The organism is Pseudomonas cucumis, from assembly GCF_030687935.1.
Classification (GTDB): domain Bacteria; phylum Pseudomonadota; class Gammaproteobacteria; order Pseudomonadales; family Pseudomonadaceae; genus Aquipseudomonas; species Aquipseudomonas cucumis.
In genome coordinates this window covers 794243-815097 of sequence record NZ_CP117454.1, presented here as the reverse complement: position 1 = coordinate 815097, position 20855 = coordinate 794243, and the positions used below count along the sequence as shown (strand labels likewise).

The following is a 20855-nucleotide window of genomic DNA, read 5'->3' as shown; positions in this document are numbered from 1 at the left end:
CTAACTACCAATTGGACGACATGCCATGTCGCGTTTCTTGTTGCGATGGTTTGTCGTATAACGCTCCTTGTCGCCCTGTAAGTGCTTGTCGGATACTGAACCCGATCAAGGCATCATAGAGCTCTTGCTGCCCAGCTGGCAGAACAGGGAGCAACGTCGCACGGCGCTTGTCGACACCGAACCAGGATTCAACCAACCATCCCACCAGATAGAGCGCCGAAAGGCATCCGCCAGCGGTTGCAACGTTCCCTTGGCATACAAGAGGCTGGTCCATGGGCTCAAGTCCCAGAGCTTGCAAGCTCGATCGTGCATCCGGGTGTGTAGTTGCCTGGCCGCTGAGCAGCCCAAGCCGTTCGAGAATGAAAGTTCCGGCGCATATGGAGCCGATTCGCTGGCGTCTGGAGTCAAGTTCAAACGACGGCAGGAAATCTGGGGCGGCAAGTGCAGCGGGTATGCCTTCCTTGCCGCTGACGAACAATACCGCGTCGGCACTATTGGCCTCACAAAGCGGACCGTGCACCGAAACAGGCAGGCCGTGCGCCGATAGCACGATAGCGCTGGAACCCAATATTCGGACGTGCCAGTCCTCAGTGTTGCGGCCTAAGATGTCCCACATCAGGAATAGGTCGATATCAGTGAATTGGTCGAAAGCAACCAGAACGATTTTCTTCAAGGCGAGCTCCATGAAAAGTGCTGGCGTGCAAAACGCAACGGCCATCTTTGCTGGTGTTCGCAGCGTATCAATCGGTTGCGCACCATACACAGTCTGTATGGTGCTAAATATGGAGCGAAATAACGGGTGAGAAAACTAACTCGTAGCCATTGGATCGCGGCTGGTTTTGAGGCCCTCGACCAAATAGGACATATTGGCGTTTCGGCCGAGAGTCTATCGCGCCGATTGAATGTGACCCGCGGATCGTTCTATCACCATTTCCGCAATCGCGAAGACTTTGTCCGCACCTTGCTGGCCGCTTGGGAAGAAGACTACACGGAGCGCATGCTCGCTTATGCGGCGCAGGGTCGTAGCGCGGGCGAAACCTTGAAACGCTACTTGAGTATTGCCGCTGAGAAACAACCTGGGCGGGAAATTTCCATCCGAGCCTGGTCGCTGCACGATCCGTTGGTAGGCGAGTTTCAGCAGCGTGTTGACACAAGACGACTGGACTTCGCGATACGGACGTGCCGCCGCTTGGTCCATATGCCAGGCCAAGCAGAGGTGATTGGCCAGGTGGCCCATCTGTGCCTGATTGGTGGTCAACAGGCAGGGCTGCGGCGTGATGCCGCTCGCTTCAACAGTTTCCTGCATCGAGCCTTTTCACTTTTCGAAGGGACTCTTCCACCGTGGCGGGCCTAAGTCATGAGCTAAATTGGGTGATAAATAGAGTTCGCGTGCCACTGCAAATGTGTTTGGGGTAGGGACGTCGCTACCTTCCCGGGGACGGTCGAGTCTGCCCACAACGCTCGACCGCGGGCCAATACGGCAGCTAAGCCTCAAGTGGGATGGTCGCTTCGGGTTATGCGAGCTGAATGTAATGGAAAGAGTTTCTCTGACAGATTGGAGCCACGTCATCCTGGGAAATTTCCCGCAACCCGTAGCGACTTCCATGAACTGGCGAACAACGTTTCGGGAAGATAGTCTTCACGCTTCGCTGCAAACCCTGCGGACGGTTTTGACCAGCCGAAACAGCGTAAGGATCCCTAACCCCATGGAACGCCCTTATGAAAAAGATCACCCTGAAATTAGTTAAAAATCCGGCCACTTCTGAGTCTGAAACCCGCGACCCTACCCAACTTCCCCAAGCCACCGAACGTGCCGTCAGCACCCGCCGGCGCAACCTGAACAGGAACATCTTCAGCGTCCGCCCCGACGTCGATACAACTACCCTGCTCGCTCATGCCAGCGAAACCCTGGCCTCCCTCAACGTCATGACTTTGGACTTTGCCAATCAACTCGAAGGCTCGCAGCACAATGTGGCGCTGGCTCTTCATCAGTTGACGGTGTTAACCGAACTTTTGGTCAACCGAGCGCGGGATAACCTCGATCCGAACGGGTCGGTGGCCGTAGACAAACCTCCCGTCGTTCACTGAGTGATCGCGCTCGTTGATCGAAGGGAGGTTTTGTCATGAATCGATGCATGCGACGCTCACAGACACAGGTTTCGGCGTAGAAAAGCAAAATGAAGAAGCCTTCCATCAACATGAATTTTTCTTCACCCCACCGCCTCTCTCCAACCTGTACATTCCTCTCGCTCATTCAAGAAACTACAGTTTGCCCGCCTCCCGCGGGCTTTTTTTTGCCTACAGTTTTGTTAGCGATGATCTCAAGTGACCGGCGCCGGGTCACATGAACCCGCCGCCCCCTTGAAGGTGATCAAGACCATGAAGGTGGGGCGTCAGACTTACTACTTTGTAACCCTGTAAACGGCTCAACAGGTGACGCAGCCTTCTGCAGTACAGGCAGCTCCAGCCGCGCCCTACCATAGAACACCAACGCCGTCAGCAAACATGCCAGCCATACGAAGATTCCGGCCCAGAAGGTGTGGGACATGTAGTGCCAACCCTGTAGAACCCGCGTCGTGCCGTAGACGAAACCGAGCAGCAGCGAGCCGTGCATCAGCGCTTTGGAATACCGCCAGCGATAGCGGCGTGCCACGAAGTACAACGCGAGCATGGTAAAGCCGCCCGACGCATGTCCACCCGGCCAGCAGCGACCGTCGCCAGCGACTTTCAGCAGGTCGAAATTCTGGTACCACTCCTTGTGTTCGATTTTCCCGGCGTACTGAGTCGTTTCGACCGGGCAATACACACTGGTGTGGCCCTTGAGGTAATGGATAACGCCAGTGCTGATGGAAAACGCGAACACCACATAGAGGAAGTCCCGACGGTGTTTACTGGCAAACCGAAGCACCGGTGCGATTTTGATTTTTTCCAGGAATGCGATGATCTTCGAATGTTTTTCAGCCTTCAGCCGCGGCCAGAGAAACGACAGCAAAGCGCCAATCATCGCAACCTCACCAGTGCAGTTCGGGATGATCCGCGCCCATTTATGGGTGATCTTCTCGAACAAATGGACATGGTCCAACGGAAACACGCGAGTGGCCGGATCATAAAAAAGATCGCTGAAGGCGATATCGATTTTGGTCAGGTCAAACAGTAGGAACACCACTATCGCGCAAACCAGTGGGATACCGAAGTTCGCCCAGTAAAAGCGGTAACGGGAAGAGGTCAGCATCGTACGTCCTGATCCAGAGGAATGATGGTGAAGCTCATTCGGTGGTTACCGAACGCCAGTCGGAGGCCTCGATGAAACCGAGCATGCGTGGTGGCTGAGACTTTTTGGCGGAGACAAACAGAGAAGCGCCGTAACCAAGGGTCGCGGTCGGTAACTTGAGATCTTTTTCGAGTTGCGCCATGCATTCGCTGTGGGTCACCAGAATCAGGTTGCGCCCGGCCACTTTGTGCGCCAGGGCATCGCGCAACATGCTGCCCCTGCAGCGGATCAACCAGTCTTCACCGACGCCAACCTTGTTGAACATGTAACCGGCGGTTTGCACCGTACGCATCATCGGGCTGTTATAGATGTCGGCCCGATCCAGCCCCAGACGCTCGAACTGCGCGCCGACACTCACCGCCACGCTGCGGGAGCGGTCGGTGATGCCATCATCGCCGCTCAGGCAGGCAGCCGTGGAGTGATCGCAGCGCTCGACGTGGCGCACCAGCACGATCATGTCGCCTTTGGCCCAACCAGTCGCTAACGCGCGGGCGCCCGCCACGTTGCCATGGGCCAGGTCCGGCACGGCAGCGGGCCGCAACAGCCAAACCGTCAGCGGAATCACCAACAAGGCAGATGCCAGCACAACCGCGGCGTTTCGATAACGGACCAAACGGCTCAGATCGATCGAGCGTTTTATCCCGAACAGACTCAGTCTCAATTCCACATCAAGCCGCCTCGCCAGCATGCACCACTGTCATTCGTTGCCGCGAGGGTAAAGAGGCACGCGTCGGCAGCCGGTGAAACCCATGTGAAAAAAAGCTTAAGACTTGCCCAAAAATCTTGTTACAGAATCCATCCAACAAAATCCTTTCAGCTCTCGCGATTACTGCCGATACAGACCTGCTAACCCTTTGCTGGCTCTTAAAACAACAATCTTCCAGCCAACCGACGATCAAGAAGCACAACGTTCCTGGAGGAATATTGATGAATAGCTGGTTCGGTAATATCAGCGTGAACCTGAAACTGGGCCTGGGATTCGGCCTGGTCCTGGCACTGACCTGCGTTCTCGCCCTGACCGGCTGGACAAGCCTGGGCGGGTTGATTGACCGCAGCAACTGGATGAGCGACATCACTCAGCTCAACGCCGGCCTGACCAAACTGCGCGTGGTCCGTCTGCAATACATGCTGACCAATGGCGACGAAACCGCCGCACAGAATGTGCAGACCACCCTCGACGGTTTCATCGCTCAGCAACAAGCGTTGCTGTCGAGTTTCAAGAGCCCGGAAAACGTCAAGCTGCTCAAAGAGCAGAGCGCGACCATCAGCGCTTACCAGATATCCCTGAACAAAATGCGCAGCGCCTACCGCACCGGTAACAGCGCCCGCGACGCCATGGGCGCCAATGCTGAAACCGCCAGCAAGTTGATCGAAGCGATCAGCGCCCGCGTGCAGCAAATGCCCCTGAGCGACCAACGCTTCGAACAGTTCCAGGCCATCACCGCGGCCAAGGAAGCGTTCATCCTGGCTCGCTACGAAGTGCGCGGCTACACCGCCAGCACCAATGCCGAGACTGAGCAAAAAGCCGTCGCCCAACTGGACACGGCTATCGCCAGTCTGAAACAGCTCAACGTGCATTTCGCCGAGACCCAGCAAGATGCCCTGCGTCAACTGGAAACCGCGCTGAGCAACTACCGCAGCGCCTTGCAAGCGTATAAAACCGCCAACACCGATGCGGTGCAGGCACGCAAGGAAATGACTGAGCAAGGCGCCACTATCGTGACACTGAGCGATCAGCTATATCAGATCCAGCTCGACCGCCGCGATGCCGAAAGCGCCCAGGCCCGCACGCTGCAACTGATCAGCACGTTGCTGGCGTTGCTGGTGGGCATCATTGCCGCCGTGATCATCACCCGTCAGATCACCGGCCCGTTGCGCGATACCCTGGCCGTGGTCGAGCGCATCGCCGGCGGTGATCTGTCCCAGGACGTCAAAGTGACTCGCCGCGACGAACTCGGCGTGTTGCAGCAGGGCATCGCGCGCATGGGCGTGACCCTGCGCGATTTGATCAGTGGTATCCGCGATGGTGTCACCCAGATCGCCAGCGCCGCCGAAGAACTGTCCGCTGTGACCGAGCAAACCAGCGCCGGGGTCAACAGCCAGAAGATCGAGACCGATCAGGTGGCCACCGCCATGCACGAGATGACGGCCACGGTGCAGGAAGTCGCGCGCAACGCTGAAGAAGCGTCCCAGGCCGCAGCCGCCGCTGACGGCGAAGCGCGCGAAGGCGACAAAGTGGTCAACGAAGCCATCGCCCAGATCGAGCGCCTGGCCAGCGAAGTGGCGCGCTCCACCGAAGCCATGAGCGTGCTGCAGAAGGAAAGCGACAAGATCGGCAGCGTCATGGACGTGATCAAAGCAGTGGCCGAGCAGACGAACTTGCTGGCCCTCAACGCCGCCATCGAAGCGGCCCGCGCCGGTGAAGCCGGTCGTGGTTTTGCTGTCGTGGCCGATGAAGTTCGTGGCCTGGCTCAACGCACGCAGAAATCCACCGAAGAAATCGAAGGCCTGGTGGCCGGCCTGCAGAATGGCACCCAACAAGTGTCGGCCGTGATGAACAACAGCCGCGCCCTGACCGACAGCAGTGTGGCGCTGACCCGCAAGGCCGGCGTATCACTGGAAAACATCACCCGCACCGTGTCGAACATCCAGTCGATGAACCAGCAAATCGCTGCCGCCGCCGAGCAACAAAGTGCCGTGGCCGAAGAGATCAGCCGCAGCATCATCAACGTACGCGACGTGTCCGAACAGACCGCCGCCGCCAGCGACGAAACCGCTGCGTCCAGTGTTGAACTGGCGCGGTTGGGTAATCAGTTGCAGATGATGGTGAGTCACTTCCGGGTGTAAAGCCTGCGACCCTGCCCCGTCAGTGCCGGTACTGCGGGGATCCTGGGGACGTTCAGCCATGCAGCGTTTCAAAATCCTACAGCTTCCCCTTCCCCTTCCCCAGCCAAACGGCGAAAGTTCCAGCTCCCACTAAACGGTGTGGCTGACAGCGCCACCCCCTGCCACGTCGTAGTGTCGTCAGCTCCCCCAAAGGAGATGCATCGACATGGACGATAACCCGTTGCTCAAGACGCTGATCGAGGCCTACGGCACCGAGGAAACAAAAACAGCACTTGAAGAGTTTTTTAAAGACACGCTGAAACTCACCTCGGTGTTCGATATCACTCGGCTAACCGAAGCTCAATTCAAGCATCACTTTAATACTGCAATCCAAAATGAGAACGCACTCAAGGGGCACACGCCCAACCCTGGAGCGCTCTACGACAACGTCAAATGCATCGCCGCCCAGATCAGCCACCTGTATCGAGAACATCAAACTTCAGATGGCAGCGCACAGCACCAGTGGCACCCTCCAGGCATCCGGGCTGTAGAAAAACAAGGCCCCACCTACACTAATCTATTCCGGGAAAACTGGGACGACGCCTGCAAAATCGATTCGATCGCCGCCATCGATTCACCTGTCGCCTATCTCCGGGCGTTGTCTCTGTTCGCCAAACAACTGGAAACCAGCACCTCGCAATCAGCAGGTGAAAGAACCGACCGAATCCTGCTGGAAAGGCGCCGACCGGATCTCGCCAGTTTATTGATCGACCAGCAAAACACATTCGCAGCACAGCCCATGCTCGATATCGTCAATGAGATCCTCAACAAGAACATTCAGGCAGCGCTGCAGAACACCTCAGACCGAGGCAAATCCACCTATGAGATATTGGCTCAAAGGCGTTATCCCTTCACACTTCCCTACGAGATTTTCCATCATCAATGCCTGTTGGGCCTCGGTGAAAAAAAGCCAGTGCTGGGTGAACTGAACTACCTCATCAGCACCCGCCTTCCGACCTCACAAACAGTCGATAAACCATACGGCCAGGTACTGACATCCTCCACGCTTGAGGCTCAGCTACTGTTGTCCGGACTGGGACCGAAACAGCAGGCACTGTTGACACAAGCCCCTTTCACGACTGAGGGCGATCTTACAAATAGTGCCTATTGGAAAAGTATCTATGGCGTCGATACGCCCTCCACCCTGAACAACGTGAACACCTTTCTGGAGCACACCGGGCTCAAGGCAGAGCAATTGGAAGAACTGCTTTCACAAGGCAGACATACCCCCCGAAGATCGCCGTCGTACCCAACGACCACGCCACATTTCGCCCCCTATGGCGCCCGCTATGTAAACGGTCCTTTCTCTGCTGGCACTGGCATGGAGCTCGACAAAAACGGTACAAAAAAAGAAATCGCCGGAGCAACAGACGACAGACTCGAACGTCTGCACCGGATGATCCGCTTGCAACGATGGCTCGATATTCCGTTCGCCGATCTGGACACTCTGATCGTCAGCACTTTGGAATCCCGGGTTCCACGCAACATGCGCATGCAACTCGACACTTATACCGTGCGCTGCCTGGGGGTTTATCGCCATTTGAACCGCCGATACTCGATAGAAGCCGAAGAGTTCGGGGCGTTGCTTTATCAGTTGGTCCCTTATGCTTGCGGTGATAACACCCCCTTGTTCGATCGGGCATTCAATCGAGTCCGGCTGTTCGAGACACCGCTTGTACTCGATGAACGAGCATTCTCTGCAGATGACTCGGACCCGGTTTCGCACACAATTCTTCAGCACCTGAGCGTCGGCCTTGGCCTGCCTCTGACACAGGATTCGCTGTTGCTGATCGTCCAGAACACTGAGAGATATGTCGGCGCGCTGAAATGTGATTTACACACGCTGTCTTCAATCTACAGGCAAGCGCGAGTAGCCCGCCTGTTCGGTCTTTCGATCGCCGACAATGCAACGCTGGCGCAGTTGCTGGGGGGAGAAAGCGTATCCAGGTGTCTGGCAAGTGGAAAGACCGACATTCGCACCCTCCGAATAACAGCCCATCGGGGAGCGGAAAAAACCGAGGTCGTTGCACGCTTTCATCTACCCGAGCCATTCAACCCAGCGAATCCTCCCCTGCTTTTGCCGGGGTCAACATTGAAAACCAATACTTCATGGTTCGCCGCCCCAGGTGCCAGCAATGAGCTTTTAATCAGATTCGCCAGCGCCACCGATAATTTGCCCAGCATCACAATCAGCCAGATATCTACCGCTGGCGCCGAGACAGAGATTTCTCTGGAAGGTGCTCCAATAACACTAATCAACGGCGCACTTGATGAATCGGGACGCGGCACACCCGCCATGACGAGTCTGATACGTTATCCGAGCCATACAACCACATCGCAATCTACCCTCTACACCGAGACCACGGTGACGCAAGATGAGCCCGTCAACCTGCTCGATGTGCTGATGCAAATGGACTGGCTCACTCAATGGATCAATGAGTCCGTCTACACCATCCCCCAATTGGGACGTCTTCTCGGTCCCTCGAGCAACGACGCTCACAGGTTTCGGGACTTGCAGCAGCACCTCGACAAACTGCATCGCGATGTGATTGACAACGCGGTCACGCCACAAGAGCTGGCAAAACTGTCGCTGCTGCCAAACATCAACTGGCGACATGCGCTGGCTGAAACGCTGCTCGACGACAAAGGGCTGGTAAAAAACTTTGCACCGGACATTGAGGAGGATGTGCCGAAAAAACTGGACGCAGCCCTGGACCGGCTCATCAATCCACAGAAAATGGATGCCGATGTCAGTAAAAACGAACAGCTCAAACAGGACAGCAAAAGGAAGCTCAAAGACCTTCTACTGCTTGCCCATGACCGGCAGCTGCATCTGGTAGAGAAGTTTCTGCAAGAAACCTCCCAATTACCGATGAACTGCACAAAAGGCGTGTTGTTATGGGCCAGAACTTCGGTTTACCAGATCCTGACCACGGCGTTGCATGACACCCACCAGGTCGAACTTCCCAAAACGCTACACCCGGTCCTGCGCCATGCCGAAGCAACCGTTCAACTGAGTCTCGGCAACAGGGCTCTACGCCTGTTCCTGAAACACCCGCAGTGGCTGGAAACCCCATCCTCACGCCTGGAACTGACGCTGAGCAGCTTGTACCTGCTGGATCGATTCAACCATTGCCAGAGCACCCACCAGCATTCCGAAGAAAGTCTCCTGAACTATCTGGAAACTGCCCATTCGGACGCTCCCAAGGAGGTCATCAACAACTTTCTGGCCCAGTTGCTGAACTGGACTTCGGCTGAAGTTACGACACTGACCGCGAAGCTGGATCACCAGACAGCACGGACGATGAAGGACGTGGATTGGGTCATGCGCAGCCAAACAGCCTGCAAAGCTACGGGGCTGAGTGCCGCCTCCCTGCTCAATGCTGCCGCCCTGAATAACCAAAGCCCAGCCGATGCCTGGAAAAAAGTCGGCGAAGCCGCCATGGCTTCCAGCCACTGATCCCCTTACATGCTCAAGGAATGAACATGTCTGCCTCTATTGAAAAACAACTCAATGAAAGCCTGCGTGACGCTCAGCTCGCGCTTTATCTATGCGCCATCGTGCCGCAAGACCAGACACTGAAGTCACTGAAGATCGCGGAGCATCTGAAAACCGCCAATGACCTCTACCACTATTGGCTACTCGACATGCTCGTCAGCCAGGATGTGCCTACCAGCCCGGTCGCCTGCGCCACTGCAAGCCTGCAGCAATACATCAACAGTATTCTGGCCAACATGGAACCGGGGTATCACACCGCTGACATCCCCAAAGATCAGGTCGAGACCTGGCGTGGCGCGATGCATCACTATTCGAGCTGGGCAACCAACCAGCGGCTACATTACTTCCCTGCGGTCTATCTTGACCCAACCCTTCGCAAGATCAAAACCGACAACTTCCAGCAACTGGAAAACGACATCAATCAGAGCCAACTCACCGGTGAGTCGGTTCAAACGGCGGTACTGGCCTATCTGACAAGACTCGAAGAAGTGGCCAATCTGACCACACTCAATGGTTACATCGACGGCACCGACTTCGCCAACAGCACCTATTACTTCATCGCCAAATCCCGCAACGCCAATTCCTATTACTGGCGTTCGCTGGATATGGCTCAACGCCCATCACTGCCGGGCTCCACCCCGAAAAAATATGACACCCCGGAGCCTCTGGCCTGGTCGGACTGGAAACGCGCCAACCTGCCGATCTCCGAAAGTGCCGTCGAACAGACGATTCGACCGGTCATGTTCAACAAGCGCCTGTATGTGATTTGGGCCGAATGCATCTTCCAGAACAAGACGGCGATAAACCGACCTTCAGGGCAAGAGGTTGCAAGGACCAATCCACTGTTTCGTTTGAACCTTTGCTATAAAAAATACGATGGGAGCTGGAGCACGCCGCAGACTTGCCTACAGGGTTACGGGTCCAATGTTACCCTGCACAATCAGGGCCTTGCCCAGCTCAAGAAAAACCTACACACCATTGCCGTCCATGATGCGTCGCACGCTCCCGAGTCCCTACTCATTTCGCTCTATGTCGACGGGGCTGGAGAGGGGCCCGAGGACCTACAGAACCTGTTTTGGATGTCAGCTCATATCGACAAAGATACTGATATCAAACCAACGGTTTTTCTCAACGGGCTACCCAGCAAACAAGACAAGCAGCATGACGCTTCAAAGTTCTTCGAGCGACTCAGTACAGAATTCGTAAAATGGACAGCACTCTTCCTGCCTGCCCCCGAGAGGAAAGTGAGCCTCCAGTTCAAACAGTCCTCTTCCAGCGACAAACTGAGACCTCCCAGTATCAACTGCCGACGCGACAGTGCTTCAGGCACTGTCGAGTTCATTGATTTTTCAGATTCATCCATCACGCTGAGCGACATCGATACAAAGCAACCGCGCCTGCCCATCCGAATGAACATCACCTTCGCCAGGCATCTGATCCAGCGTGCCGAAACGAGTATGGACGAGTTGCTGAGCTGGGATTCCCAGCACTTGCAAGAGCCTTCTTCAAGAGAAGGAGGGGCGACAGAACCAATGAATTTCTACGGCGCCTATGGTCGCTACTTTGTCGAGTTGTTCTTGTACCTTCCATGGCTGATAGCGCACCGTCTCAATACTGAGCGCCAATATGGCGAAGCCGAACGCTGGCTGCATTACCTGTTCAATCCCGGCCGCAAAGAGGTCGCAAACAAGAACCCCGACTACTGGAATGCGGTGCCGTTGATCAGCGCCAAAACTCCCGCACCCGGTCAAACCACCTACGCCATCCAGGGTCCGCAAGACCCGCATCAAATCGCACTCAGTCACCCGGTGCACTTTCGCAAAGCCTTGTACATGCTCTATATCGATATTCTGCTCAACCGCGGTGACACTGCGTACCGCACGTTGACCGCCGACGGGTTGACGCAAGCGAAGCATTTTTATATCCGTGCGCTGGACCTGATGGGACCTCGCCCGGATCTCAAACAGACCGACCTCTGGACCGCCATCACGCTGAAAAACTTCAGTGAAGAGACCAACCAGAAACTGCGTACTTTTGAAAAAGAACTCGGCACAAAAAAAACACACGTATACACCTCCTCAAGCAAAGTCCCCCAATTGTGCGTGCGTCCTTATGCATCGCCCCCCTCGGTGCATACGATTGATACACCTCATTTGCGTTTGCCGTTCAATCCGGGGCTGATCGCACGCTGGGAGAAACTGGAGGGCCGTCTGCATAATCTCAGACACAATCTGGACATGGCCGGCAGACCCTTGAGGCTCCCTCTGTTCGTGGCGCCCGCACCATCAGGCAGCCTGCCCGCCTCCACGCTTCTGCGCGCGGCAGAGCCCGGAATTGACCAGCGCCTGAGTGCCCAAATCCCGCCTTACCGCTTCAGCACGCTGCATGCCCATGCCATGGCTGCGGTAGATACGGTGATTCAGTTCAGTGCAACGCTGTTGTCATTCATCGAACGCAGTGAGCAGGCCAGCTTTCAAGAGCTTCAACAGCATCACATCTGGGATTTGGCGAACATTGCCGTGGACCTGCAGACCCAGGCGTTGAAGGTCGACCAAAAAAACAAGGAAGCCCTGCTTGCCAGTAAAGCGATTATCGAAGCGCGGATGGCTTACTACAGCCGGCTGGTCAACGAGGTCGTCAATCCGGAGGAAGTCGCCGCTGCCGCCGCGCATCTGGCCGGACGTATTGCCGAAGCGGGCGCTCACGCCGCTCAATTGGTGGGTCAGGGCCTGAAGGTCGCCCCCAACATTTTTGGTCTGGCGGATGGCGGCCATCGTCTGGAAGGGGTGCCCTTGGCGGTGATGGCCGGGGCTCAAGGCGCAGCAGCCGCCGCCCATGGCACCGGCGAGGCCCTCGAACGGGCGGCGCAGTACCGCCGGCGCCATCAGGAGTGGACCGAGGCTCGCGATCAGGCAAAGCTTGAAATCGCGCAGCTCGATGCTCAACTGGCGCTTGAAGCGGAGCGGGAGACGGCCACCCTGTTGCTGCTACGCCAGACTCAAACGTCACTCTCGCAAGCCAGAGCCTCTTACGACTTCCTCAGCAAGCGTTTTACCCACTCCCAACTTTACCAATGGTTCACCTACCAGCTCTCCAGCTTCTATCACCAGGTGTATGACGCAACGTTGTCGCTGTGCCAACTCACTGAACTGTGCTGGCGCTACGAAATGGTCGACCATTCCACACAGCCATTCTTTCAACCCCAGGCCTGGAACAGTACTTATCGCGGGCTCGGACCTGGAGAGGGGATGAAGGTGAGCTTGCTGAAGATGAAAAGTGCCTATCTTTTGGGCAATGAACGCGAGCTGGAGATTCGCAAGACCGTGTCATTGCGACAGCTGAAGGAAAAGGCAGAGAAGGACAAGAGCAGCACCGGGGTCGTACCCTCTATCAATAAGCACTGGGAGGACATACCCGGCGTCGAAGGTACACCGACCGTCAAAGGTTTGAAGTCAACCCTGATGGACAGTGGCACATGCGAATTCGAATTTACCCAGGCATTGTTTGATAACGACTACCCGGGACACTGCCTGCGCCGAATCAAAAGTATCAGCCTTTCCCTGCCGGCAGTTCTGGGTCCGTATGAAGACATCCGCGCCATTTTGACCCAGACCAGTAGCTACGTTGTCATGTCAGGCTCAGGCAAGCAGGTCATGGCCAGTCAATGGGCCAACCAGCAGATCGCGCTCTCCACCGGTATCGTCGACAACGGCCTTTTTACGTTGAACTTTCAGGACGAACGCTACCTGCCCTTTGAATACACCGGTGCGATTTCAAAATGGCACCTGTCGTTTCCGCATCACACAGCACAAAAGTCCATGCTCGAATCACTGACCGACATCATCGTGCACGTGAGCTACACGGCCAGAGCAGGCGGAGGCTCACAATGAGTGAACAAACGGCATTGCCTGTTATCGCGCCATCACTGCCCAAGGGTGGCGGTGCCATCCAGAGCATTGGTAAAGGCTGGAGCGCCATCGGCGCCCACGGTGCGGCTTCTTATGAGATTGCCTTGCCGATTTCACCGGGTCGCGGTTTTGCACCCTCTTTGTCACTCAGGTACAGCAGTTCGGTCGGCAACAGTGTGTTCGGCATCGGCTGGGGGATGTCATTGCCCACCGTTGCACGACGCACCAGCAAGGGTGTACCGGCCTATAGCGAGGATGACGAGATCATCGGCCCCAGCGGGATTACGTGGCTGCCCGAGCGCGACACTCAGGGCGTCACCACCTCAACCCGCATCGATCATTACAACGAGCTGGAACTGGATACAACCTATACCGTCGTGCGTCACTTCCCGAGAATCGAAAGCAGCTTCGACCGCATCGAACATTGGTCCTCGCAGAGCGACAAACCGGGTTTTTGGCTGGTGCACGGTGCCGACGGCAGCCTTCACGTGTTCGGAAAAAATCCGGCATCGCGTCGAGCGGATCTCCAGGATACGAGCCGTGTAGGCGAATGGCTGCTGGAGGAGAGCCTGAACGCACATGGCGAGCACATTCTCTACCAATACAAATCGGATATAACCGCCCAGCGGTACTTGAGCCGTGTGTGTTATGGCAATTTCGAGGCTGATGCACACCTTTACTCATGGCAAGCCGATCGATTGAAGCCTGCGCAATGGCACTTCGAATTGGTGTTCGACTATGGCGAACGGCGTACGGAATACGAACAGAAACCGTTATATGAGGGCCAAGAGTGGCAAGCCCGTAGCGACGCGTTTTACAGCTTCGCTTACGGTTTTGAACTACGCACCGAACGCCTGTGCCGGCAGGTTCTGATGTTCCACCGCTTTCCCGATGAACTGGGCGCCGACCCCGTTCTGGTGCGGCGCCTGCTGCTCGATTACCGCCAGGCACCTCTGGGTTATAACCACCTGAGCGCCGCCCATGACCAGGCGTTTGGCAACTCGGCAAACGCCGATAACCGTCCGCCGGTTGAATTCAGCTACAGCGAGTTCACGCTCCTCCCTGATACCCAAACCTGGCAGCGCTTTCAGAACATGCCGGGGCTCAACGACGGCCAGGATTATCAACTGGTGGACCTGTACGGCGAAGGCCTGCCGGGCGTGCTCTATCGAGGTGACACAGGCTGGTATTACCGCGAACCCATGCGAGCCAAAGCCAAAAGCAATGAAGTGGCTTACGATCAGTGGCGAGCATTACCCAATATTCCCATTGCCGACACCGCAAAACCTGTTCGCCAGTCACTGAACGACTTCACGGGCGATGGTCGGCTGGACTGGGTCATGGCTCAGCCGGGGCTGAGTGGTTTTTTCTCCCTCGGTCCTGACCGAACCTGGTCGAACTTCACCACGTTCAATGCCTTCCCTTTGGAGTTTTTCAATCCACAAGGGCAATTGGCCGATCTGATGAGTGAAGGACTCAGCGACCTGACATTGATAGGTTCGCGCAGTATTCGCCTGTACGCCAATCAACGGCAAAACGGTTTTGCAGCTGCCCGCGAAGTAACTCGTAACGAGGATGAAGATGCCCTTCCTGTACTCACCTCTTCGCCCACCGAACTGGTGGCATTCAGCGATATCCTGGGCAGTGGCCAGCAGCATCTGGTGCGCATTCGCCACAACGAAGTGAAGTGCTGGCCAAACCTGGGGCGTGGACGTTTCGGCAAAGGCATTGTGCTGGGCTCTCCAGCTCTCGCCTACGAAACATTCGACGCCTCGCGTATCCGTCTGGCGGACCTGGATGGCTCCGGCGCCGCCGACCTTATCTATCTGGAAACAGATCAGGCGCTGGTCTTCATGAACCGCTGCGGCAATGGCTTCGATGCTTGCGTTCAGCTGCCCTGGCCGGAAGGCGTACGCTACGACGGTTTATGTCAGGTGAGCATTGCCGATCTGCAAGGGCTTGGCTGCTCGAGCCTGATTCTGAGTGTGCCGCACATGACATCCCGTCATTGGCGCTACGACTTCGTCCGGGCAAAACCGTATTTACTCACTGGCACCAATAACAATATGGGCACCGCCGGCAGCATCAGCTACCGCAGCTCAGCGCAGGAATGGCTGGATGAAAAAGCGGAGAAAATCAAAACCGACAAGCCCCGCACCTGCCATTTGCCAATAGCGCTGCACCTGGTATCGAAACAGACCCAGCTCGACGAGATTACCGGCAATCGACTGACCCAGAGCTTTTCCTACCGCCAAGGCTACTACGACGGCATCGAGCGGGAATTTCGCGGCTTCGGCCTATTGCTGCAAACCGACAGCGAAACCAACCCAGGTGATGCCGACTCGCAAAGTTTCACCACGCCATGCCTGACGAAGAGCTGGTTCCACACCGGGCGAGCGATTGACCTGCCCCGCACCGGTTATCACAACGCTGATAAAGAAGCCCTGGCGCTGGGCAAGGCATTGCTTTGCCAATACCAGCCCGAGCTCGAGAACGACACATGCATCACATCCCCAGATGCGGCAACAACCCTGGAAGTGGCTCGGGCCCTGAGTGGCCATTTATTGCGCAGCGAGATCCTCGGAATCGATAAGCGCCTGAAAACCAGGACACTTTATTCAGTTCAGGAAAACCGCTACCGGGTACGTTTGCTACAGACGCCTGAGGGCCATCGAGGCTATGCCCGAATGTTGCCGCTGCTGCTGGAGACCATCAATTATCAGTACGAAGGCATTACCGATGATCCGCAATGCCAGCACACCTTCAATCTGCAGCACGACCTGTACGGCGCTCTGACCCACAACGTGAAGGTGCATTACCCGCGACGCAAAACCGACAGCGATACCCCGCCATTCAGCGATGCCGACCAGCAACAATGGTGGCGCGATGCTCATGATCCGGCGCAACAGTTCTACTACCTGAACGAAACCCGCACCGAGTTCATTCATTTGCAAAAACCTCAAGGATGGCGATTGGGTCTGCCTTATCGCCAGCGTGCCAATGCGTTGAAACGTCCCAAGACACCCGAGGCTGGAGGGCTGTCCACAAAGGACATGACTTACGAAAAGCTCATCGAGCTCGTCAAGGAAACAGCCTGGACAATCCAAAGCATCCTGACGGGCCTGTCCGTGCAACGCTACAAGAACACCTTGACCGCGCAAACGCTGAAGGAGGGTGACGCTCACTTCGAAGCGCTGGCCGATCACCTGGAAACGGCCGAACTGGACGAGACAGCGTTGAGAGCCTTCGACGTATTGTTGCAAGCGTCTCGCCCCAAAGGAAAACTGCTCGAGCGAAGTGGCTACCACCGTATGACCGATTTCCTTCCCGTGACCACTGTTCCCAGAAAACTCTGGTCAGTCAAAAGTGGCTTCGCGACCTACGCCACACTGAAAGGTTTTTACAAAACACAGACTCAGCAGCCGAGCAAAAGCCATGGCGTGACCGAGATCTCCTACGACAAGTACCGCTGTTTCATTACCCAACTCAAACTTCCCGATGGTTGTATCACCAACGCCACCTACGATTATCGCTCGCTTGTCCCCCTACGCATCACCGACCCGAACGGGAACATCGAGGAAGGTCTCCATGACAGTTTTGGCCAGATATTGGCCAGCAGTTTTTATGGCGGTGAGGGCGACAAGCCCACAGGTTTCAAACCTATCAATGATTACAAGCGCCCGGAACTCGCCACCCCATACGATGCAACTAAAAACGGGCAGAAAGCGCTGCAGGATGCCGCTACAGCAACCTTTTACACACTTTTCAGCTGGATGGGACGCATCTCGGACGCAGCGTTGAAGGACGCTGACTGGCTGACACGTTGCGTAGGCAAAAGAGACTTATTGCCCGATGGTTTTATTTGCGCCAAAGCCCGAAAACGGCTGCAAGCCCTTGGTGCACTCTCTGCCGATGAGGTGAAGTTGAAGGCCGAAATCGACACCGCATCCCGTGAACCGGTACACATCGTTACCTTGATTGCAGATCGCTACCCCGATGACAACCAGAAACAGATCCGCATCACCATCACCTGCTGCGATGGTTTCGGACGAACGCTGCAAAGTAAAAAACAAGTCGAATCGGGTACGGCTTACGTCGTCAACGCCAAGGGAGAGCTGACCCTCGAGGACGGAAAACCGAAGGAGCTGACCGTAGCAAAGCGCTGGCGTATCAGCGAGCGGGTGGAATACAACAACAAGGGGTTGGCGATCCGGACCTACCGTCCTTACTTCGCCGATCGGCATGACTACATTAACGATGTGTCGTTGCGACAGTTCGGCCATTGCGATCTGCAGTTTTACGATGCGTTGGGACGCCCTACGCGTACACGTATGGCAAAACAAGATGGTCTTTCCTATATGCGGCGGCATACCCGCCACCCCTGGTACACCCTGAACGAGGACGAGAACGATACGCTGGAAGAGGTCATGCCAGAACCATCCACGACCAGTGGAGGTGAGGTATGAACGCACGCCTTCACCGCAAAACACCCACGATCAGCGCCATCGACAGCCGCGGCCTGCTCGTGCGGCAAATCGCTTACTGTCGCAGCAGCGCCGACGACAGCCCTCAAACGCGGATCAGCCGTCAGCACCATGACATTGCCGGACGCCAGGTTGAACAGCGGGACCCACGTCTGTTTGCCAAAACACCTAACGCCAATCTGACGACCGTCTACAGCCTGTCCGGCAAGGTGCTGTTGGTGGACAGTGTCGACGCCGGGTGGCGTTTGAGTCTGCCTGGCGACGCCGGACAGACACTGCGTAGCTGGGATCAGCGGGGCAACCATTGGCAAACGACTTACGATAATCAGCTAAGGCCGACCGAAATCCAGGAGCAGGCGGCAGGTCAGGTTCTGCGCGTGGTCGAACGCTTCAGCTATGGCGATAGTTCATCTGAATCCGCCAGACATAACCGATGTGGCGCGCTGACTCGACACGATGACGGTGTCGGTACTTTGCTCATCAATGAATACGCCCTCTGTGCCAAACCCCTTGGCCAGACACGGCGCTTCCTCTTCGATCCCCGACAGCCACATTGGCCAACAGACGAAAAAGAACGCGACTTGCTGCTTGAAGAGGGGGATGGCCATAAAACGATCTGGCGCTACGACGCACAGGGAGAAACGATCCAACAGATCGATGCCGGTCAGCACCAACAGCGCTTCTCGTTTGATGTCGCCGGCCAACTCAAGGCCATTAAACTTCTAATCAACGGTGCGACTACAGAACAGGTCATTTTGAAGGACCTCCACTACAACGCGTTTGGCCAGATCGAATCCCAGACCGCCGGAAACGGTGTTGTCAGCCGCGCCATGTTCGATCCGGCCAGCGGTCGCTTGACCTCACTCAGCGCGTCCGTGTCTGGCAGCACCCTGCAGGATTTGCACTACACCTATGACCCGGTGGGCAATGTGATGCGCATCGCGGACAAGGCCCAACCGGTGCAATTCGGCAGTAACCAACGGGTCGAAGCGGTCAGCACGTTTACCTACGACAGCCTCTACCAACTCATCAGCGCAACGGGTCGTGAAGCGGCGGGACCGAACAGCCAACCTCACCTTCCCGCCTCCAGTAGAACACCGATTGACGCCCAGCTATTGTTCAACTTCATCGAGCACTACCAATACGACACCGGCGGCAACCTGACCGAACTGCGCCATGTTCGCGACCGCAACAACTATACCCGGACCTTGAACGTTGCCACTTCAAGCAATCGGCTCCTGTCCTGGAACAAGGGGGACACAGCACCCAATGCAACTGCGCACTTCGATGCCAACGGTAATCAGCAGGCGCTATACCCAGGCCAAGCGCTGGAATGGAATGCCCGCAATCAACTCGCCAGCGTAATGCTGATCCGGCGTGAAGAAGGACGCGATGATATTGAGCGCTATTGCTACGACAGCAGCGGTCAACGTGTACGCAAGATCCAAACGACTTATGCAGCATCGGTGACTCACACCCGAGAAGTCCGTTATCTGCCGGGACTCGAAATCCGCACCCGCACTAACGAGCGACTGGAAGTCATCACCCTGCAAGCCGGCCGCTGTAGCGTACGTTATCTGCACTGGACCCAAGGTCGGCCGTCCGGTATCGCGGCAAACCAACTGCGCTATAGCCTTGACGACGATCTGGGCTCCAGCTCACTGGAACTCGACGACCAAGCTTGGCTGATCAGCCAGGAAAGCTATTTGCCTTATGGTGGAACTGCATGGATAGCTTCCCGCTCGCAGGTGGAAGCGGATTACAAAACCATTCGATATTCCGGCAAGGAACGCGATGCCAGTGGCCTCTATTACTATGGCTACAGGTATTACGCACCGTGGTTACAGCGGTGGATCAGTCCGGATCCGATAGGGATCGCAGACGGAATGAATCTTTATTGTATGGTCGGTAATAACCCGGTTCGTTACGTCGATAAACTCGGCACGACAAGAGAACAGGAAAACATAAAGGAAGAGATTGCCACCTTCCCCAAAATACTCTCGGAAGTACAAAGCCGGGTCAGCACCGTCAACTACCAGCTCTACAACAGTTTCAGCGATAACGAGATCTATAAAAGATACGCGCAGAGCCTGGGTTACAACTTGTCCCGCAGTGCCATCGCAACGGCTGCTGGCGTTGGTGCGTTGGCCTTGGGCCCGGCGGCGGCGATCGCGGCCTCATCCGCCACCTCGCTGGGGCTGGATACTGCGGCGGAGAAATTGGATTCGACTCGCCACCTGCCTCTTTCATTGCTTCCCCAAGCCTCTCGGCTGGATCCCGAAAAAATAGAAAAAGCCGGAAGAACGGCTTTTTACAATATCCATGCAAAATCACAGGACGCCGTCAGAGAGCATGACGTCAGGGTTGCGCAAGGGCAGAAGAAACCCTCATTGATAGCAACGCGATATCTGTTGGGAAAAGTGGCGGCATTGCCAGGTGCCTGGGTTGCGAATTTCGAAGCTTCTGTTCAAGTAGATACTGCGCTCAGAGGTTTGCAACCCAGAAAAATTGAAAAGCTGAACAACGCGCTCTACTTGCTGGATGAATACCTGAAGCACGACTCCCAAGAGATAAACAAAGCCTTCGATATCCTGGGAATAGACGAGTTTTACTCCAACGACCCATTGGGTACGTTGAAGCTTTCCTTTGATATCGCAACCAACAAGATAGTGACCTCGGGCTCACACGCGATAAAGCGTTCAGATATTCAGCACGACATCGATGTCACAAGAGCCACCGTCCAGAGAGGCAGGGAGTTACTCTTCAGACATTCCGAATACAACCGATCACGGACCAGCTAAAAAGTG

General features: G+C 55.9%; 10 protein-coding genes and 1 pseudogene. 8 read left to right on the top strand and 3 right to left on the bottom strand.

Features of this window, described 5'->3' with window-relative positions; genetic code table 11:
* Window positions 1–4: 4 nt before the first annotated feature.
* A complete protein-coding gene (locus PSH97_RS03470) occupies window positions 5–673 on the bottom strand; it encodes a DJ-1/PfpI family protein (RefSeq protein WP_305448124.1) in 669 nt (222 codons plus the stop codon).
* Between the two features lie 126 nt (window positions 674–799).
* Between PSH97_RS03470 and PSH97_RS03465 the strand changes: the two genes are divergently transcribed.
* Together PSH97_RS03465 and PSH97_RS03460 are read left to right on the top strand one after the other, a co-directional pair.
* Window positions 800–1354: a TetR/AcrR family transcriptional regulator gene (locus tag PSH97_RS03465; RefSeq protein WP_305448123.1), complete on the top strand. Its 555-nt coding sequence runs from the start codon at window positions 800–802 to the stop codon at window positions 1352–1354.
* Between the two features lie 365 nt (window positions 1355–1719).
* The gene (locus PSH97_RS03460; RefSeq protein ID WP_305448122.1) at window positions 1720–2088 is read left to right on the top strand and encodes a DUF6124 family protein; all 369 of its coding nucleotides are present in this window, start codon (window positions 1720–1722) and stop codon (window positions 2086–2088) included.
* Window positions 2089–2371: 283 nt separating this feature from the next.
* Here the strand turns inward: PSH97_RS03460 and PSH97_RS03455 are convergent, their stop codons facing one another.
* Together PSH97_RS03455 and pmrG are read right to left on the bottom strand one after the other, a co-directional pair.
* Window positions 2372–3232 carry a phosphatase PAP2 family protein gene (locus PSH97_RS03455; protein WP_305448121.1) on the bottom strand — a complete coding sequence of 287 codons (861 nt, stop codon included), beginning with the start codon at window positions 3230–3232 and terminating at the stop codon, window positions 2372–2374.
* Between the two features lie 34 nt (window positions 3233–3266).
* Window positions 3267–3938 (bottom strand): lipopolysaccharide core heptose(II)-phosphate phosphatase PmrG, encoded by a 672-nt coding sequence (gene pmrG / locus PSH97_RS03450; RefSeq protein ID WP_305448120.1) that lies wholly within the window; start codon window positions 3936–3938, stop codon window positions 3267–3269.
* A 260-nt stretch (window positions 3939–4198) separates the two neighbouring features.
* On the opposite strand from pmrG, the pseudogene PSH97_RS28550 reads away from it, so the two are divergent.
* The 6 genes and pseudogenes from PSH97_RS28550 to PSH97_RS03425 all read left to right on the top strand — a co-directional run.
* Window positions 4199–5212 (top strand): annotated as a pseudogene (locus tag PSH97_RS28550) (methyl-accepting chemotaxis protein); the annotation flags it as partial.
* Window positions 5213–5254: 42 nt separating this feature from the next.
* Window positions 5255–6118 carry a methyl-accepting chemotaxis protein gene (locus PSH97_RS28545; protein WP_407682179.1) on the top strand — a complete coding sequence of 288 codons (864 nt, stop codon included), beginning with the start codon at window positions 5255–5257 and terminating at the stop codon, window positions 6116–6118.
* 205 nt (window positions 6119–6323) lie between these two features.
* A complete protein-coding gene (locus PSH97_RS03440; protein WP_305448118.1) occupies window positions 6324–9617 on the top strand; it encodes a Tc toxin subunit A in 3294 nt (1097 codons plus the stop codon).
* A 26-nt stretch (window positions 9618–9643) separates the two neighbouring features.
* On the top strand, window positions 9644–13546 hold the full coding sequence (locus tag PSH97_RS03435; protein WP_305448117.1) for a Tc toxin subunit A-related protein: 3903 nt from the start codon (window positions 9644–9646) through the stop codon (window positions 13544–13546).
* Window positions 13543–18030, top strand: a complete 4488-nt coding sequence (locus tag PSH97_RS03430) for a SpvB/TcaC N-terminal domain-containing protein (RefSeq protein WP_305448116.1) — start codon at window positions 13543–13545, stop codon at window positions 18028–18030. Before PSH97_RS03435 ends, PSH97_RS03430 begins: the two co-directional genes overlap by 4 nt.
* The gene (locus PSH97_RS03425) at window positions 18027–20849 is read left to right on the top strand and encodes an RHS repeat-associated core domain-containing protein (RefSeq protein ID WP_305448115.1); all 2823 of its coding nucleotides are present in this window, start codon (window positions 18027–18029) and stop codon (window positions 20847–20849) included. The genes PSH97_RS03430 and PSH97_RS03425 overlap by 4 nt, the downstream gene beginning before the upstream one ends.
* The last annotated feature ends 6 nt before the right edge of the window (window positions 20850–20855 follow it).

Excerpts from the sequence above, each read along its gene's own strand:
- PSH97_RS03460 (WP_305448122.1), top strand. The coding sequence starts at position 1,720 with ATGAAAAAGATCACCCTGAAATTAGTTAAAAATCCGGCCACTTCTGAG.
- PSH97_RS03455 (WP_305448121.1), bottom strand. The coding sequence starts at position 3,232 with ATGCTGACCTCTTCCCGTTACCGCTTTTACTGGGCGAACTTCGGTATC.
- PSH97_RS28545 (WP_407682179.1), top strand. The coding sequence starts at position 5,255 with ATGGGCGTGACCCTGCGCGATTTGATCAGTGGTATCCGCGATGGTGTC.
- PSH97_RS03440 (WP_305448118.1), top strand. The coding sequence starts at position 6,324 with ATGGACGATAACCCGTTGCTCAAGACGCTGATCGAGGCCTACGGCACC.
- PSH97_RS03435 (WP_305448117.1), top strand. The coding sequence starts at position 9,644 with ATGTCTGCCTCTATTGAAAAACAACTCAATGAAAGCCTGCGTGACGCT.
- PSH97_RS03430 (WP_305448116.1), top strand. The coding sequence starts at position 13,543 with ATGAGTGAACAAACGGCATTGCCTGTTATCGCGCCATCACTGCCCAAG.
- PSH97_RS03425 (WP_305448115.1), top strand. The coding sequence starts at position 18,027 with ATGAACGCACGCCTTCACCGCAAAACACCCACGATCAGCGCCATCGAC.